This is a genomic window from Neorhizobium sp. LjRoot104, assembly GCF_964253725.1.
Lineage (GTDB): Bacteria > Pseudomonadota > Alphaproteobacteria > Rhizobiales > Rhizobiaceae > Neorhizobium.
Genome location: NZ_CAXURS020000001.1, coordinates 1,676,272 through 1,691,037, shown reverse-complemented (window position 1 = coordinate 1,691,037; position 14,766 = coordinate 1,676,272). Strand labels below are relative to the sequence as shown.

17 protein-coding genes are annotated in these 14,766 nt (G+C 62.5%); 11 read left to right on the top strand and 6 right to left on the bottom strand.

Translation table 11 applies throughout. The annotated features are described in order from the left end of the window. Nucleotides 1–100: 100 nt before the first annotated feature. Nucleotides 101–1,114: a betaine--homocysteine S-methyltransferase gene (gene bmt, locus ACSQ8R_RS08590; RefSeq protein ID WP_436252954.1), complete on the top strand. Its 1,014-nt coding sequence runs from the start codon at nt 101–103 to the stop codon at nt 1,112–1,114. Nucleotides 1,115–1,138: 24 nt separating this feature from the next. Further along, complete coding sequence (locus tag ACSQ8R_RS08585; RefSeq protein ID WP_436252953.1) at nt 1,139–1,483, top strand: hypothetical protein; 345 nt, start codon at nt 1,139–1,141, stop codon at nt 1,481–1,483. 1 nt (nt 1,484) lies between these two features. Here ACSQ8R_RS08585 and ACSQ8R_RS08580 read toward each other — a convergent pair whose 3' ends face one another. From ACSQ8R_RS08580 to ACSQ8R_RS08565, 4 genes are all read right to left on the bottom strand, one after another. Continuing rightward, nucleotides 1,485–3,569 carry a vWA domain-containing protein gene (locus ACSQ8R_RS08580; RefSeq protein WP_436255418.1) on the bottom strand — a complete coding sequence of 695 codons (2,085 nt, stop codon included), beginning with the start codon at nt 3,567–3,569 and terminating at the stop codon, nt 1,485–1,487. Further along, nucleotides 3,566–4,093, bottom strand: coding sequence for an RNA polymerase sigma factor (locus ACSQ8R_RS08575; RefSeq protein WP_436252952.1), 528 nt, complete (start codon nt 4,091–4,093; stop codon nt 3,566–3,568). Before ACSQ8R_RS08575 ends, ACSQ8R_RS08580 begins: the two co-directional genes overlap by 4 nt. A gap of 82 nt (nt 4,094–4,175) precedes the next feature. After that, nucleotides 4,176–4,853, bottom strand: a complete 678-nt coding sequence (locus ACSQ8R_RS08570) for a ferredoxin (protein WP_436252951.1) — start codon at nt 4,851–4,853, stop codon at nt 4,176–4,178. Between the two features lie 101 nt (nt 4,854–4,954). Then, entirely contained in the window at nt 4,955–6,529 is a 1,575-nt protein-coding gene (locus ACSQ8R_RS08565) for a trimethylamine methyltransferase family protein (protein ID WP_436252950.1), read from the bottom strand. Nucleotides 6,530–6,793: 264 nt separating this feature from the next. Here ACSQ8R_RS08565 and ACSQ8R_RS08560 point away from each other — a divergent pair, with 264 nt between their 5' ends. Then, nucleotides 6,794–7,495, top strand: coding sequence for a corrinoid protein (locus tag ACSQ8R_RS08560; RefSeq protein WP_210009604.1), 702 nt, complete (start codon nt 6,794–6,796; stop codon nt 7,493–7,495). Between the two features lie 30 nt (nt 7,496–7,525). Here the strand turns inward: ACSQ8R_RS08560 and ACSQ8R_RS08555 are convergent, their stop codons facing one another. Next, nucleotides 7,526–7,684 carry an entericidin gene (locus tag ACSQ8R_RS08555; RefSeq protein WP_436252949.1) on the bottom strand — a complete coding sequence of 53 codons (159 nt, stop codon included), beginning with the start codon at nt 7,682–7,684 and terminating at the stop codon, nt 7,526–7,528. 14 nt (nt 7,685–7,698) lie between these two features. On the opposite strand from ACSQ8R_RS08555, the gene ACSQ8R_RS08550 reads away from it, so the two are divergent. From ACSQ8R_RS08550 to ACSQ8R_RS08520, 7 genes are all read left to right on the top strand, one after another. Next, the gene (locus tag ACSQ8R_RS08550; protein WP_436252948.1) at nt 7,699–8,340 is read left to right on the top strand and encodes a DUF1638 domain-containing protein; all 642 of its coding nucleotides are present in this window, start codon (nt 7,699–7,701) and stop codon (nt 8,338–8,340) included. A 58-nt stretch (nt 8,341–8,398) separates the two neighbouring features. Next, nucleotides 8,399–9,172: a formyl transferase gene (locus ACSQ8R_RS08545; protein ID WP_436252947.1), complete on the top strand. Its 774-nt coding sequence runs from the start codon at nt 8,399–8,401 to the stop codon at nt 9,170–9,172. A 118-nt stretch (nt 9,173–9,290) separates the two neighbouring features. Next, nucleotides 9,291–9,593 (top strand): virulence factor, encoded by a 303-nt coding sequence (locus tag ACSQ8R_RS08540; RefSeq protein WP_436252946.1) that lies wholly within the window; start codon nt 9,291–9,293, stop codon nt 9,591–9,593. A 51-nt stretch (nt 9,594–9,644) separates the two neighbouring features. Next, nucleotides 9,645–10,607: a methyltetrahydrofolate cobalamin methyltransferase gene (locus ACSQ8R_RS08535; RefSeq protein WP_436252945.1), complete on the top strand. Its 963-nt coding sequence runs from the start codon at nt 9,645–9,647 to the stop codon at nt 10,605–10,607. A 56-nt stretch (nt 10,608–10,663) separates the two neighbouring features. After that, complete coding sequence (locus ACSQ8R_RS08530; protein WP_436252944.1) at nt 10,664–10,948, top strand: BrnT family toxin; 285 nt, start codon at nt 10,664–10,666, stop codon at nt 10,946–10,948. Then, nucleotides 10,935–11,195, top strand: a complete 261-nt coding sequence (locus ACSQ8R_RS08525) for a CopG family antitoxin (RefSeq protein ID WP_436252943.1) — start codon at nt 10,935–10,937, stop codon at nt 11,193–11,195. The genes ACSQ8R_RS08530 and ACSQ8R_RS08525 overlap by 14 nt, the downstream gene beginning before the upstream one ends. 27 nt (nt 11,196–11,222) lie before the next feature. After that, on the top strand, nt 11,223–13,247 hold the full coding sequence (locus ACSQ8R_RS08520; RefSeq protein ID WP_436252942.1) for an ASKHA domain-containing protein: 2,025 nt from the start codon (nt 11,223–11,225) through the stop codon (nt 13,245–13,247). A 2-nt stretch (nt 13,248–13,249) separates the two neighbouring features. Here the strand turns inward: ACSQ8R_RS08520 and ACSQ8R_RS08515 are convergent, their stop codons facing one another. Then, nucleotides 13,250–14,188 carry a LysR family transcriptional regulator gene (locus ACSQ8R_RS08515; protein WP_436252941.1) on the bottom strand — a complete coding sequence of 313 codons (939 nt, stop codon included), beginning with the start codon at nt 14,186–14,188 and terminating at the stop codon, nt 13,250–13,252. 171 nt (nt 14,189–14,359) lie between these two features. On the opposite strand from ACSQ8R_RS08515, the gene ACSQ8R_RS08510 reads away from it, so the two are divergent. After that, entirely contained in the window at nt 14,360–14,569 is a 210-nt protein-coding gene (locus ACSQ8R_RS08510) for a hypothetical protein (RefSeq protein WP_436252940.1), read from the top strand. Nucleotides 14,570–14,766: the final 197 nt, after the last annotated feature.

Below are 14,766 nucleotides of genomic sequence, written 5' to 3'. Positions count from 1 at the left end.
CGTTGCTGAAGCCGCCGGCGTCGCGAAGAGGCATGTGGCCGCGAGTTGCAATCATATAAAGGTTTCTTTATATGATATTTCCATTGCAAGGAGCGCCGCCATGCCGACCGCCAACGCACTGACCGAACTTCTGGCCGAAAAGGGCGTGCTGCTGGCCGACGGCGCGACCGGCACCAATCTCTTTGCCATGGGCCTTGAAGCCGGCGAAGCGCCTGAATTGTGGAACGAGGCCGCACCCGAAAAGATCGAGAAACTGCATCAGGATTTCGTCGATGCGGGCGCCGACATCATCCTGACCAATTCCTTCGGCGGCACGCGCCAGCGGCTGAAGCTGCACAAGGCGGAAGGCCGGGTGCACGAGCTCAACAGGCTTGCCGCCGAGATTGCCCGCAAGGTGGCAGACGGAGCTGGCCGCAAGGTGATCGTCGCGGGTTCGGTCGGACCGACCGGCGAGCTGCTCGTGCCGCTCGGTGCCATGACCTATGAGGATGCAGTCGCCGCCTTCGCGGAACAGATCGAAGGCCTGAAGGCCGGCGGCGCCGATATCGCCTGGATCGAAACCATGTCCGCGCCGGAGGAAATCCGCGCGGCCGCGGAAGCCGCCGTCAAAGTAGGGTTGCCCTATACCTATACCGGCTCTTTCGACACGGCCGGCAGGACGATGATGGGCCTTGATCCCAAGCAGATCCACGGCGTTGCCAAGGACGTCGGCGAAGGTCCAGTCGCGGTCGGCGCCAATTGCGGTGTCGGCGCGTCCGACATCCTCTCCAGCCTGCTCGACATGACAGCGGCCGATCCCGATGCGGTCACCATCGTCAAGGGCAATTGCGGCATCCCGGAATTTCGCGGCTCCGAGATATTCTATTCCGGTACGCCGCCGCTGATGGCCGAATATGCGAGGCTCGCCCGCGACGCCGGCGCAAAAATCATCGGCGGATGCTGCGGCACGTCCTGCGAACACCTGGCCGCCATGCGTACAGCGCTCGACGACTACTCCCCTCGGCCGCGACCGACGATCGAGGAAATCATCGACAAGATCGGCCCGCTGCGCAATAAGACAGCCAGTGAATCGGGCGGAGATTCCGGCCGGGAAAGAAGACGCCGCCGCGGCTGACGCGTTGGGCTGAAGGACACAGACATGGCAAATATATCCCCGATCGGCAGCCGGGAAACGGTAGCGGAAAGCCTTTCGAGTTTCTCGGCCGAGAACCAGTCCTGGCTGACGCTGCTGATGGGCAATCCGACATCCGACGAGCTGTTGCTCGACGGCCTGCATCTCTATCTCGACCAGGCTTCGGAAGCAAAATTCCTGAACTCGCTGAAGCTGCAGAAGTGCGGCGAATGGATCGGCAACGCCGCCCCTGCCCGGCTGCAGATCCGGCTGATGGAAGCGGCGAAGTCCAGCCAGCATCCGGCCTATTCGGCGTTTCGTGACGGCCTGGCCCGCTCCGGCGGCCTGGAGCGGGCCTACCCGAAGGCCTGATTTATCGGCGGTCAAGGGTCTCGGCGAGCCGCACCAGGTCGAGGAAGCCGCCGCGATATCCGAACGCATCCTCGCCGCGGGCATTGCGCGCCATGTCGAGGATCAGGCGGTAGGGATAGGCATCGAGCGCATCGGTGCCGCGCAGTTTCTGGCCGAAGGCGGCGACCGCCGTGGCGAAACGCACGTCCTGCGACGCCGCCGAGAAGTCGCGCACCGCATTCATCTCGGTGACAACGGTGGTGATCAGCTTGCTGGTGTCGCCATCCGGCTGCTTGTAGCGGATTTTGACGAAGGCCATTTCATCGGAGAGCGGGATTGGCGCCGACGCTGCGGCTGGACCGTAACGGAGCGGGTCGTTGAGCGCCGAGGCACTGCCTTTCGGCGTCACCTCGTAGATCGCCGTCACCGCATGGCCGGAGCCGATATCGCCGGCATCCACCCGGTCATTGTTGAAATCCTCGCGTTTCAGCGCCCGGGTCTCGTAGCCGACCAGGCGATATTCGGAAATCTGCTGCGGATTGAACTCGACCTGGATCTTGACGTCCTTGGCGATCGGGAAGAGCGTCGAACCCGCCTCCTCGACCAGCGCCTTCTGCGCCTCCGCAAGCGTATCGATATAGGCGGCCGTGCCGTTGCCGTTCTGGGCGAGCGTCTGCATCAGGCTGTCGTTGAGATTGCCCTTGCCGAAGCCAAGGACCGATAGAAAAATGCCGTCCTTGCGGCGCTGCTCGATGATCCGCTTGAGCTCTTCGTCGCTGGAAGCGCCCACGTTGAAATCGCCGTCGGTCGCCAGCATCACCCGGTTGACGCCGCCCTGGATGAAGGCCTGGCGGGCCAGCCGATAGGCCGCATCGATCCCGTCCGCGCCGGCAGTCGAGCCGCCCGGCCTCAGATTGTCGATCGCGGCGAGGATCCTGTCGCGTTCGCGGGCGGACGTCGGCTCCAGCACCGTCCCGGCATTGCCGGCATAGGTGACGATCGAGACCTTGTCCTCCGGTTTCAGTTTGCCGACCAGCAGGCGGAAGGCGCTTTTCAGGAGCGGCAGCTTGTCCGGCGCGTTCATCGAGCCCGAGACGTCGATCAGGAAAACGAGATTGGCGGCAGGCTGCGAGGCCGATGCTGTCTCGAAACCCTTGATCGCCACATGCATCAGCCGCGTACCGGCATTCCACGGTGTCGGCGTGACGGTGACGGTGGTGCGGAACGGCTCTTCAACCGTCTGCGGCCGTGGCCAGTCATAGGGGAAGTAATTGATCATCTCCTCCACGCGCACGCTGTCGGGATCGGGCAGCCGCCCTTCCATCAGCGAGCGGCGGACGAAGGCATAGGACGCCGTATCGACGTCGACGGAGAAGGTCGAGACCGGATCGGTTGCGGCATTTTTCAACGGATTGGTGTCGACATTGGCGAAGCGGTCGCGGCTTTCTTCGAGCGGCGGCAGGATTTCGCGCTCAGTGGGCGCATAACGGGGAGCGGCGACCAATGGCACCGCACGCTCAGCCATGATCGGCGGCGGCGCCATGGGAGCGGGCGTAACCGCCTGAGCGGGCGCCACGCCTCGTTGGGCCGCGCCACCGCTGGCCTCCTGCTTGTTTATCAGCCGGGCAACATCCGAGTCGTTGAAATCGCTTTGCCTGGAGGATTGAGCCGTTTGCGAAGCGTCGTTCCCTCGTCCCGCTTCCTGCCGCCGCGGTTCAGCCGGCTTCGCGACTGATGGCACCGGACTTCTTTCCACGGTGGGCTTCGGCGCATCCAGGACTTGCGGCAGAGCGAGCTGGCCTGAGTTCGGCAAGTTTCCGCGGGTCAGCTCGAAGGTCAGCAGTGCGGCTGCAGGAATGATCAGCATCGTCGCAAGCGCCGAGCCGGCGAGATAACGGTGTTGGGTGAACATGCGGGTGCTCCAGATCCGGTTGAGAACGGAGTTTTGACGCTGCCACCAGGAACTTCCTTTGCTGCGCGCTGCATTTTTTTCCGTCTCGTCGAACGCCTGCATTGCGGCAGCAAGCGCACGGGCGCGGGCCGTGCCGGAAGCGCGGGGCGCCGGGGGGAGTTTGCCGAGCTGGTCGAATTCGTCCGTCATGGTCAGACCGCCTCCTTCTTCAGAAGGTCCTTCAATCGTTTGCGAGCCTCGTGCAGATGCCAGGAGACCGTATTTTCGCTGCAGTCGAGAATGCCCGCCGCAGCCGCATGGGACAGTCCCTCGCTATGAACCAAGAGGACCGCATCCCGCTGCTTTTCCGGCAGGCGGCGCACCGCCGCCCACAGCCAGTCGCCGCGGTCGTCTTCCTCCTGCCCCAGATGCGAAAAGAAGATCGGGTCGTTTGCGAGCCGGTCATGGTCGCGCCGCTGCCGGGATAACCGGCGCTGATGGTCGCGCACCGCATTCAGTGTCAGCGTGTAGAGCCAGGTGCGGAACGCGGACTGTCCCTTGAAGCTGCGGATCGCCTTGCCAAGACGGATGCAGACGTCCTGGGCAATGTCCTCCGCATCGCTTTGCGTGCCGCACCAGCGCCAGGCGACGGCGTGAATGAAATCGTAATGCGTCTCGACAAGCGCTGAGAACGCATTGCGATCGCCCTTGCATGCCTTATCGAGGATTTCCGCGCTCACTTATCCGCCCGCTTTTCCGTCGCTCAGAGCTTAGACGTTTCGCTCGGGGAATTCCTTGGGAGGTCCAGAAAAAATTTCAAGTTCAGCGCATCAGCGCTTCCATATGGAATTCGAGCTGCTTCGGCGGGTAGCGATACCTTGCACCGACCGGACAGGCATTGCGGGCGACACAGCCGGAAACCATGCACGTCGCCTTGCCCGCGTCGCTGGCAAGATAGGCTCGGCATCGAGGAATGTCGAAGCCCGACAGGCTGACCGCATTGACGGGACAGGCCGACAGGCAGGGCTTATCCGCGCAGCTCTCGCAAGGATGCTCGGCTCCATCAGGCGAATTCTCTATCGCATACGGAAAACCGAGAGCACCGCGATAGCCGTGCCAGAGCCCGAATTCCGGATGGATGAGGATGCCGAGCGGCGACGATTTCAAGCCTTCGGCCTTCATCGCCCATTGCTGAAACGGCTGCCAGGGCGGATCGGACGGAAAATAGGCGGCGGCTCCGAGCAGTTCCGCGAGCGGCCGGATCAGCGTCTTCGACCATGTGTCGAGGGGATCGGGACCGTCGTGGGCTTTTCGCCATTCCGTAAATGCCGGCCAGATCGAACCGCCGACATTGCCAAGCAATACGACGGCCCGGGCAAGGGAGCCATCGCCCAGCAACGGCCCCTCGCCCGGTCCGAAATTCACCACACCGCGGATCAGGATGCCGTGCTCTTCAAGCGACGCGGCAATCCCATCGAGAACCGGTGAAGGCGGCCTCACCGAGGCCCCTGGTATCTGTAATGCGGTCGCCAGACCCCCTCCTGGATAAAATCGGCGACCAGTCTGGCGCCGCCTTGCTCCCTGGCGGCATCGGGCTCTCTTCAGGTGAAGGCGTCGGGCATCGAATCCTTGCGATCCTTGATGAAGGCGAGCAATGCCTCGTCGATCGCGGGATCGAGCGGCGGCGCTTCGTAACTGTCGAGCCAGGAACGGCAGAGCGCGTTGGCGCGCTGTTCGATCCGCTTCTCGCCCTCGATCTCCCACTGTTCGAAGGAGTTGTTGTCCATCAGCGCCGAACGATAGAAGGCCGTCTGGAAATGGGCCTGCGTGTGGGCGCAACCGAGATAATGGCTGCCCGGACCAACTTCGCGGATGGCATCGAGCGCCTGGCCTTCTTCGGACAAATCGATGCCCTGCGCCATCTTCTGCATCATCCCGAGCTGGTCCTGGTCGATCATGAATTTTTCGTAGGACGACACCAGCCCGCCTTCCAGCCATCCTGCGGCATGCAGCACGAAATTGGTGCCGGCAAGCAGCGTCGTGTTCAGCGTATTGGCCGATTCGTGGGCCGCCTGCGCGTCCGGAACCTTGGAACCGCAGAGCGAACCGCCGGTGCGGAACGGTAGGCCCAGACGACGCGCAAGCTGGGCTGCACCGTAAGAGACCAATGACGGTTCCGGCGTACCGAAGGTCGGGGCACCCGACTGCATCGAGATCGACGCTGCGAACGTGCCGAACAGAACCGGCGAACCCTTGCGGATCAGCTGGGTCAGCGCCGCGCCGGCCAGCACTTCGGCCAGGATCTGCGTCAGCGTGCCGGTCACCGTCACCGGGCTCATTGCGCCGGACAGGATGAAGGGCGACACGACGGAGGCCTGGTTGTGCCGCGCATAGACCTTCAGCGCGCCGAGCATGGTTCCGTCGAACACCATCGGCGAGTTGGCGTTGATGAGGTTCAGGGTGACGCAGTTGTTCTCGACGAATTCGTCGCCGAACACCAGCTTCGCCATGGCGACCGTGTCCTCGGCGCGCTCCGGCGCGGTCACCGATCCCATGAACGGCTTGTCGGAATATTTGATGTGACTGTAGACCATATCGAGATGCCGCTTGTTGACCGGCACGTCGACCGGCTCGCAGACCGTGCCGCCCGACGAATGCATCGACGGCGCCATGTAGGCGAGCTTCACGAAATTGCGGAAATCCTCGATCGTCGCATAACGGCGCTTGCCGTCGAGGTCGCGCACGAAGGGAGGGCCGTAGACCGGCGCGAACACCGTCGCCTTGCCGCCGATCTGGACATTGCGCTCCGGGTTGCGGGCATGCCAGGTGAATTCGCTCGGTGCAGTCTTCAGGAGCTCGCGGCAGAGGCCCTTGGGGAAATGCACCCGGTGGCCCTGGACATCCGCCCCCGCCTTGGCCCAGAGATCGAGCGCTTCCTCGTCCTCGCGGAATTCGATGCCGATCTCTTCGAGGATGAGATCCGCATTGCGCTCGATGAGAGCCAGACCCTCCTCGTCCAGCACTTCGTAGACGCCGATTCTCCGGGTGATATAGGGCAAGGAAAGACCGGGACCGTTGCCTGCGCGGGCCGCGCGGCGGCCCGCCGCTCCCCGCTCGCCGCGACCGCGTCTAGCCCCGCTGCCTGCCGGTTCCGTTTCTGGGGTCAAATCGTCCATGATGTTCCTCGCCTCCGCTTTGAAAAAGCGCCTCAAGCTTTTTGATGCGTCATGCTAGGCTCAAGCGCAAGCACAGCCCCGCCTTTCTGCGTCACGGGTTTGTACAGGACAGACATCACGCCGTGATCTTGCGTCGTTTTTCCGACGCGCCGCTGTCGCATACGAAAGAAATTGCCAAGCGAAATAAAGGTACAGATAGTCGGGACGGTAAACGTCTGATTTGCCGGCCTTCGAACCGGCCCCTCGAACGAAGGGAAGCATTGCATGTCCGACGATGAAATCATCCTGGCGGAACTTTCAGACGAGGAACTCGTGCAGCAGATGCACGACGATCTTTACGACGGCTTGAAGGAGGAGATCGAGGAGGCGACCAATATCCTGCTCGCACGCGGCTGGACGCCATATGACGTCCTCACGAAGGCGCTGGTCGAAGGCATGCGCATCGTCGGCATCGATTTTCGCGATGGCATCCTGTTCGTGCCGGAAGTGCTGCTATCGGCGAATGCGATGAAGGCCGGCATGTTCATCCTGCGTCCGCTTCTGGTCGAGACCGGCGCTCCGAAACTCGGCAAGATGGTGATCGGCACCGTCAAGGGCGACATCCATGACATCGGCAAGAACCTCGTCGGCATGATGATGGAGGGTGCGGGCTTCGACGTCGTCGATCTCGGCATCAACAATCCGGTCGAAAACTATCTCGAGGCGATCGAGCGGGAACAGCCGGATATTCTCGGAATGTCGGCACTTCTGACCACGACCATGCCCTATATGAAGGTCGTCATCGACACCCTGAAGGAAAAGGGCATGCGCGACGACTACATCGTGCTGGTCGGCGGCGCGCCGCTCAACGAGGAATTCGGCAAGGCGGTCGGCGCCGATGCCTATTGCCGCGATGCGGCGGTCGCCGTCGAAACGGCAAAGGAATATATCCGCCGCAAGCACAACAGCCTTGCCGCCGGCGCCTGAGGCGCCGAACGGCCTGCTGACGGCGGCGTCCTAGCGCGCGGCGCGATCGACCCGGCGGCCCGCGTCCTGCGTGGCATTGACGGTATTGGCCGCATCCTGGCCCATGCCTCGAATGGTATTGCCGCAGGAAGTGAGTGAAACCATCGTCGCGAGAAGAGCGGCGATCACCGTGACTGTCTTGGCCGTCATGATAGAATACTCCGATGGAGAGAGATGAGATTGTGACGGAAATGGAATTTCCGGCAAAGGAACGTCCAACTCGCGAAAAAGTTCACGTGATCGCGTGCGGGGCGATCGCCAGGGAAATCCTTGCCGTTTCCAGGCAACAAGGCCTCGGTCATATCGATCTCAACTGTCTGCCGGCGATCTGGCACGCCTATCCGCAGAAGATCGTGCCGGGGCTCGAAAAGGCTGTCGCCGAAGCGCGGGAAGCCGGCTTCGAAAAGATCTTTTTCGCCTATGCGGATTGCGGAACCGGCGGCGACATCGACCGGCTCTGCGAGCGCGAGGGCATCGCCCGCATCGAGGGCCCGCACTGTTATTCGTTCTTCGCCGGAAACGACGCCTTTGCCGCGAAAGCCGACGACGACCTGTTCTCCTTCTTCCTCACCGACTTTCTCGCCCGCCAGTTCGAGGCCTTCGTCATCGAACCGCTCGGCCTCGACCGCCATCCGCAGCTGAAGGACGTGTATTTCGGCAATTACCGAAAGCTCGTCTATCTCAGCCAGGAGGAAGACAAGGTCCTTCAGGAAAAGGCGCGTGGGGCCGCCGAATATCTCGGCCTGGAATACGAATATCGCTTCACCGGCTACGGCGACCTCACGCAGGCGTTACGCTCGGTTTAACCGTTTCTTCGGGCCTTCGGCGGAAGAGTGCGGCCCTGCGCTTTTTGCGGAGGGATCGATGCAGGACCGGAATTCTCGGATCGTGGTGATGACGTCAGGCGGCGTGAACCCGCAGGTGATGATCAACGCGTTGGCAAAACACTTTCCCGACCTGCATGTCATCGAGGAGCCGCCGGAATCGAAGGGCACGCTCTTGAAGCGTCGCGCCAAGCGGTTCGGCTGGTTCACCGCGCTCGGCCAGCTCGCGACGATGATCGCCTCGCGGCTGACCAAGAGCGTGGCGGCAAGGCGCTCCGCCGACATCATCCGCGACTACGGCCATTCCGTCGAGCAGAACCCGGCCATCCCCGTGACCCATGTGCCATCGCTCAACGACACGGCCTGTCACGCGGCGGTGACAAGCCTGAAGCCGGCCGCGATCTTCACCATATCCTGCCGCATCCTGTCGCCGGCAACCCTTGCGGCAATGCCCTGCCCCGTCATCAACTTCCATGCCGGCATCAATCCCATGTATCGCGGTCAGATGGGCGGCTACTGGTCGCGCGTCGAAGGTGACGAGAAGAATTTCGGCGCGACCGTGCATCTGGTCGACAAGGGCATCGATACCGGCGGGACACTCTACGAGAACCGCGTAACGCCGTCGCGCGCCGATACGCTCGCCACCTATCCGCTGCTGCTGACCGCTTCATCCGTCGACATCAGCGTCCGCGCACTCAGGGACGCCATCGAAGGCACGCTCATGCCGTACCAGCCGCAGGGCCTCTCGGCACTCCGCTTCCCGCCGCCGGTCTGGACCTGGGTCTACCACGGGCTGACCCGAAACATCTGGTAGGCGCATCTGGTAAAGCACCTCCGGCCTTCCACGTCGTAATTGGCCGTGTGCGACGTCGTGGCAAGCGCAGTCCTGCCCGCCGCGCCCGTGCATGCTGCGCCTCAACACGGAGGAGTTCATGGCCGACCGAATCGTCGTCTTCTGGCGGGATATTCCGGCGCAGGTGATCATCAAGAAGGGCCGCCATACCGCCAAGCGGGAACTGTCGCTGCGCTTCACCGAGGCGATCGACATGTGCGCGATGCGCAGCGGCGCGGCGGGCACCGATGACTACCTCGCCGAATGGCGCAAGGCCGAGCCAATACCCGTTTCCGACGACCTCGAAGCTGAGGCCGACAGGGCGGCCGCCGAGCTCGAAACAGCCTACGACAGGGAAAAACTCGTCGCGCTGGTCAAGGCCGGCGGCCGCGATAACGCCTGACGTTCAGAAAAGCACATCGTTTGGCGCCGCGTCGCGCGCCTGGAGGAAGACATGACCCGCACCATCGTCGCATCCGCAACCCGGGAGATCGTGATCGGCTTCGACCAGCCCTTCTGCGTGATCGGCGAACGCATCAACCCGACAGGCCGCAAGAAGCTCGCGGCCGAGATGGTCGAGGGCAATTTCGACACGGTCATCAGGGATGCGCTGGAACAGGTCGCGGCCGGCGCCACCATGCTCGACGTCAATGCCGGCGTCACCTCGGTCAATCCCAACGAGACCGAACCGGGGCTTCTCGTGCAGACGCTCGAAATCGTCCAGGGCCTCGTCGACGTGCCACTGTCGATCGACAGTTCCGTGACGGCGGCGATCGAGGCGGCGCTGAAGGTCGCCAAGGGACGGCCGCTCGTCAACTCGGTGACCGGCGAGGAGGAAAAACTCGAGGCGATCCTGCCGCTCTGCAAGAAATACGACGTGCCGGTCGTAGCGATCTCCAACGACGAGACCGGCATTTCAATGGATCCGGATGTCCGTTTCGCGGTCGCCAAGAAGATCGTCGAGCGCGCCGCCGACTACGGCATCAAGTCGCACGACATCGTCGTCGATCCGCTTGTGATGCCGATAGGCGCGTTGGGCGATGCCGGGCGCCAGGTCTTCGCGCTGCTGTATCGCCTGCGAAACGAACTCAAGGTCAACACCACCTGCGGCCTTTCCAACATCTCCTTCGGCCTGCCGCATCGCCACGGCATCAATGCCGGCTTCATCCCGATGGTAATCGGCGCCGGCATGACCTCGGCGATCATGAACCCCTGCCGGCCGCAGGAGATGGAAGCCGTGCGCGCCGCCAACGTCCTGAACGGCACGGATCAGAATTGCGGCAACTGGATCATGACCTATCGGGACTACAAGCCGGCCGAGGCTGGCGCGGCGGCAGCCTCACCGGCAACGTCGGCGGCAAGCGGCCGACGGGGCGGCCGGGCGGCGCGCGCCGGCGCCGGAGCGCGGACGGAGTAACCACAGCTGAACTCTTTACATTTGTATATACAAAAGCATATATGAAAGTATAGCGCATGCGCGGGATTTCAGGCTTTGATTGGGATGACGGCAATTGGCCGAAATGTGCCAGGCACGGCCTCAGCAAGGATGAGATCGAGAGTGTGTTTGAAAACGCTCCCGCCGTTCACCGGGATCCCGAAGAGAGCGAACAGCGGATGCGCGCCATCGGAATCGCGGAAAGCGGCCGCTACGTATTCGTCGTGTTTGCGCTCCGGGAAATCGACGGGAGAGCCTACATACGACCGATCAGCGCCCGATACATGCACGAACGGGAGATAAGACGATATGAGCAAGGATGACCTTAAGAAGATGCCCGTCTTCCATTCCGACGCGGAAGCCGAGGCCTTCGTCGATGCGGCTGACCTGTCCGAATACGATCTCTCCGGTTTCAAACCGACGCATTTCGAATTCGAGAAGAAGTCCGCCCAGCTCAACATGCGGCTGCCGGAACCTCTTCTGCGCGCCGTGAAGGCCAAGGCCAAGGAACGGGGTATTCCCTATACGCGACTGATCCGCGAAGCGCTCGAACAGACTGTCCGCAAATAAACTCATACCCCTTGAATTGTAGCCCTTATGACCGCTGATCCCCTCGTCCTCTTCATGCCATCCGGCAAGCGCGGCCGGTTTCCGGCCGGCACGCCGGTGCTCGATGCCGCGCGCCAACTGGGTGTCTACGTGGAGAGCGTCTGCGGCGGGCGGGCGACCTGCGGGCGATGCCAGGTCTCCGTGCAGGAAGGCAATTTCGCCAAGCACGGCATCACCTCGTCCGATGATCATCTCTCGCCCGTCGGCCCGAAGGAGGAGCGTTACGACCGCGTGCGCGGGCTCCCCGAGGGGCGCCGCCTCTCCTGCTCCGCCCAGATCCTCGGCGATCTCGTCATCGACGTGCCGCAGGATACGGTGATCAATGCGCAGGTGGTCCGCAAGGCGGCCGACGAGCGGGTCTTCGACCGCAATCCGGCGATCCGCATGTGTTATGTCGAGGTGGAAGAGCCCGACATGGAAAAGCCGCTCGGCGATCTCGACCGACTGAAAGCGGCGCTTGCCAGCGAATGGCATTTCGACGATCTCGACGTCGATTTCCATCTGATTCCGAAAGTGCAGCAGATCCTGCGCAAGGGCGAATGGAAGGTCACGGCGGCAATTCACAAAGACCGGGACGACGAACGCGCCCGCCTCGTCGCGCTCTATCCCGGCCTGAAGAACGAGGCATACGGGATTGCCTGCGATATCGGTTCGACGACGATCGCCATGCATCTGTCGTCGCTGCTGTCGGGTCGCACCGTGGCGTCTGCCGGCACGTCAAACCCGCAGATCCGCTTCGGCGAAGATCTGATGAGCCGTGTCTCCTATGTGATGATGAACCCGGATGGCCGCGAGGCGATGACATTGGCCGTGCGCGAGGCGCTGAACGGGCTGATCGACAAGGTCTGCATTGAAGGCGGCGTGTCGCGCACCGACATCCTCGACAGCGTCTTCGTCGGCAATCCGATCATGCACCACCTCTTCCTCGGCATCGATCCGACTGAACTCGGCGGAGCCCCCTTTGCGCTTGCCGTTTCCGGCGCGGTCGAAGTCAAATCCTCCGAGATCGGCCTGTCGATGAACGAAGGCACGCGGACCTATCTCCTGCCCTGCATCGCCGGTCATGTCGGCGCGGATGCCGCGGCGGCAGCCCTGTCGGAAGGGCCGCATCGGCAAGACGAAATGATGCTGCTGGTCGATATCGGCACCAATGCGGAAATCTTGCTCGGCAACTCGGCCCGCGTCGTCGCCGCCTCTTCGCCGACCGGTCCCGCCTTCGAAGGCGCCGAGATATCATCCGGCCAGCGCGCCGCACCCGGCGCCATCGAACGAATCCGCATCGATGCCGCGACCCTCGAACCGCGCTTCCGGGTGATCGGCGTCGAACCCTGGTCCGACGAGCCGGGTTTTGCGGAGGCTGCAGCCGCGACCGGCATCACCGGCATCTGCGGCTCGGCGATCATCGAAGTGATTGCCGAAATGTACCTTGCCGGATTGATTTCGGAGGACGGCGTCGTGGACGGCGCAATGGCTGAGCGCTCGCCGCGCATCCTGCAGAACGGCCGGACCTTCTCCTATCTCGTGCATGACGGCGAGCAGCGCATCACCGTGACCCAGAACGACGTGCGGGCCATCCAGCTCGCCAAGGCGGCTCTCTATGCCGGCGTGAAGCTGCTGATGGACAAGCAGGGGATCGGCCATGTCGATCGTATCGGGCTTGCCGGGGCTTTCGGCACGTTCATCGATCCGAAATATGCGATGGTGCTGGGTCTCATCCCGGATTGCGACCTCTCCCGCGTCAAATCGGTCGGCAATGCTGCCGGAACCGGCGCGCGCATGTGCCTGCTGAACCGCGGCTACCGTCGCGAGATCGAGGAGACCGTCCGCAGGATCGAGAAGATCGAGACGGCACTCGAACCGAAATTCCAGGAGCATTTCGTGCATGCCATGGCTCTGCCGAACAAGGTCGATCCTTTCCCGCAGCTGGCATCGGTCGTGACGCTGCCCGAGCGCAAGGCGCTGGCCGAAGCTTCGGGGGATGGCAGCCGCAGACGTCGCCGCGGCCGCGAATAACATCAGGCCGCAGCGGCGACCATGGACCCGAACGCCTCGCGGATGCTTTCCGCCACGGCCTTGCCGGGTACGGAAAGCTGCGGCGCGGTCAACAGCCGGATATCGAAATTGATCAATTCCGGCAGGCCTTCCTTCGCGCCGAGTATCTGCATGTCCTCGGTCACATAGGAGCGCGGGAACGGCGCAATAGCGAGATCGGACAAAACGGCGGCGCGCTGCGCCATCGTATGGGCGCTCGCATAGGCGATCCGATAGGTCCGCTTGTGCTTCTCGAGCTGGGCAATCGCATCCTGTCGCCAGACGCAGCCGTCCTCCCAGACCGAGATCGGCAGCGGATCGCGCAGATAGGCGGTTCCGCATTTCGCGCCGGCCCAGACCAGTCGTTCCGTATGGATCATCTCACCGGCCGTCGAGAAAGGCCGGGTGGCACAGTTGATCAGAGCAAGATCCAGCCGCTGCTCGTCCATGCGCTTCCTGAGCGCCAGGCTCATGTCGACGGTGACATCGACCATGATGCCCGGAAAGCTCTCGCCGAAGTCCTTGAGGACCTTCGGCAGCAGGCGTTCGGCGATATCGTCCGGCGCACCCAGGCGGACCACGCCGGAAAGTTCCGGCATGACGAAACGTGAAACGGCTTCGTTGGAGAGCGCCAGCATGCGCCGTGCATAGGAGAGCAGCATCTCGCCGTGCTGCGTCAGCGACACCGAGCGGGCATCGCGCAGGAAGAGCGTCGTCTTCAACTGCTCTTCCAGTTTCTTGATCTGCATCGAGACCGCCGACGGCGTGCGCAGAACCGCTTCGGCCGCGGTCGAAAAATTGCCGGTTTCGGCAATCGCCACGAACGTGCGCAGTACATCGTTATCGAGCAACGGAAGCGGCGGGCGGAATGGAACAGTCATGTCAGCCTCTATCAATAATTCTGAACTTAAACACCATATCATTTCGTTTGATTGAATGTCAAACGAGCGGCATAGTCAAAAACATCGGAAGCGAGCGTCGATACAACACAGAATTTCATGAGACGCATAACACGCATCCGATTGATTGATGGATTGACGGCGTTCATTGTCCCGATTGAGCGTTGTTCCATGAGACACCCAAGGAGAACCGACATGACTATGATTACTTATCAGGAGAGCGATCGCTCCCGGTTCCGGCCGTCATCGTTCGCCTCGCTCATCCGCCCTGCCCTGACTGTGGCGCTAAGGCTTCGCGATCAATGGCGTCGCCGCCAGACCGAAAGAATGCTGGAAGGTTTGCCGGCAGAAATCCGCAAGGACATCGGATGGCCGACGACAAATGCCGCACCGCATCGCCGATAACCCTCCCGCCCCATGGCCCGCCCTCGCATCAGTGAGGCGGGCCGCCTTGTCTGCGACACGCTTTTAGCCCGCTCCCTCCGGCAATTACGTCTGCGACCCATCCATGTCGCAAAAATGTTATGAGCCTGTCGTCAAAAGCCCTTCTCCGCCGACTTTGCCCGTGCCAATGTCGCTTTTGAAGAAAAGCGGGCCGCAAT

Bases quoted from the DNA above. Each gene is read 5' to 3' on its own strand.
- ACSQ8R_RS08535 (WP_436252945.1), top strand. From the start codon at position 9,645: ATGACCCGCACCATCGTCGCATCCGCAACCCGGGAGATCGTGATCGGC.
- ACSQ8R_RS08560 (WP_210009604.1), top strand. From the start codon at position 6,794: ATGTCCGACGATGAAATCATCCTGGCGGAACTTTCAGACGAGGAACTC.
- ACSQ8R_RS08525 (WP_436252943.1), top strand. From the start codon at position 10,935: ATGAGCAAGGATGACCTTAAGAAGATGCCCGTCTTCCATTCCGACGCG.
- ACSQ8R_RS08550 (WP_436252948.1), top strand. From the start codon at position 7,699: ATGGAGAGAGATGAGATTGTGACGGAAATGGAATTTCCGGCAAAGGAA.
- ACSQ8R_RS08540 (WP_436252946.1), top strand. From the start codon at position 9,291: ATGGCCGACCGAATCGTCGTCTTCTGGCGGGATATTCCGGCGCAGGTG.
- ACSQ8R_RS08545 (WP_436252947.1), top strand. From the start codon at position 8,399: ATGCAGGACCGGAATTCTCGGATCGTGGTGATGACGTCAGGCGGCGTG.
- ACSQ8R_RS08555 (WP_436252949.1), bottom strand. From the start codon at position 7,684: ATGACGGCCAAGACAGTCACGGTGATCGCCGCTCTTCTCGCGACGATG.
- ACSQ8R_RS08585 (WP_436252953.1), top strand. From the start codon at position 1,139: ATGGCAAATATATCCCCGATCGGCAGCCGGGAAACGGTAGCGGAAAGC.
- ACSQ8R_RS08515 (WP_436252941.1), bottom strand. From the start codon at position 14,188: ATGATATGGTGTTTAAGTTCAGAATTATTGATAGAGGCTGACATGACT.
- ACSQ8R_RS08565 (WP_436252950.1), bottom strand. From the start codon at position 6,529: ATGGACGATTTGACCCCAGAAACGGAACCGGCAGGCAGCGGGGCTAGA.
- ACSQ8R_RS08530 (WP_436252944.1), top strand. From the start codon at position 10,664: ATGCGCGGGATTTCAGGCTTTGATTGGGATGACGGCAATTGGCCGAAA.
- bmt (WP_436252954.1), top strand. From the start codon at position 101: ATGCCGACCGCCAACGCACTGACCGAACTTCTGGCCGAAAAGGGCGTG.
- ACSQ8R_RS08520 (WP_436252942.1), top strand. From the start codon at position 11,223: ATGACCGCTGATCCCCTCGTCCTCTTCATGCCATCCGGCAAGCGCGGC.
- ACSQ8R_RS08510 (WP_436252940.1), top strand. From the start codon at position 14,360: ATGACTATGATTACTTATCAGGAGAGCGATCGCTCCCGGTTCCGGCCG.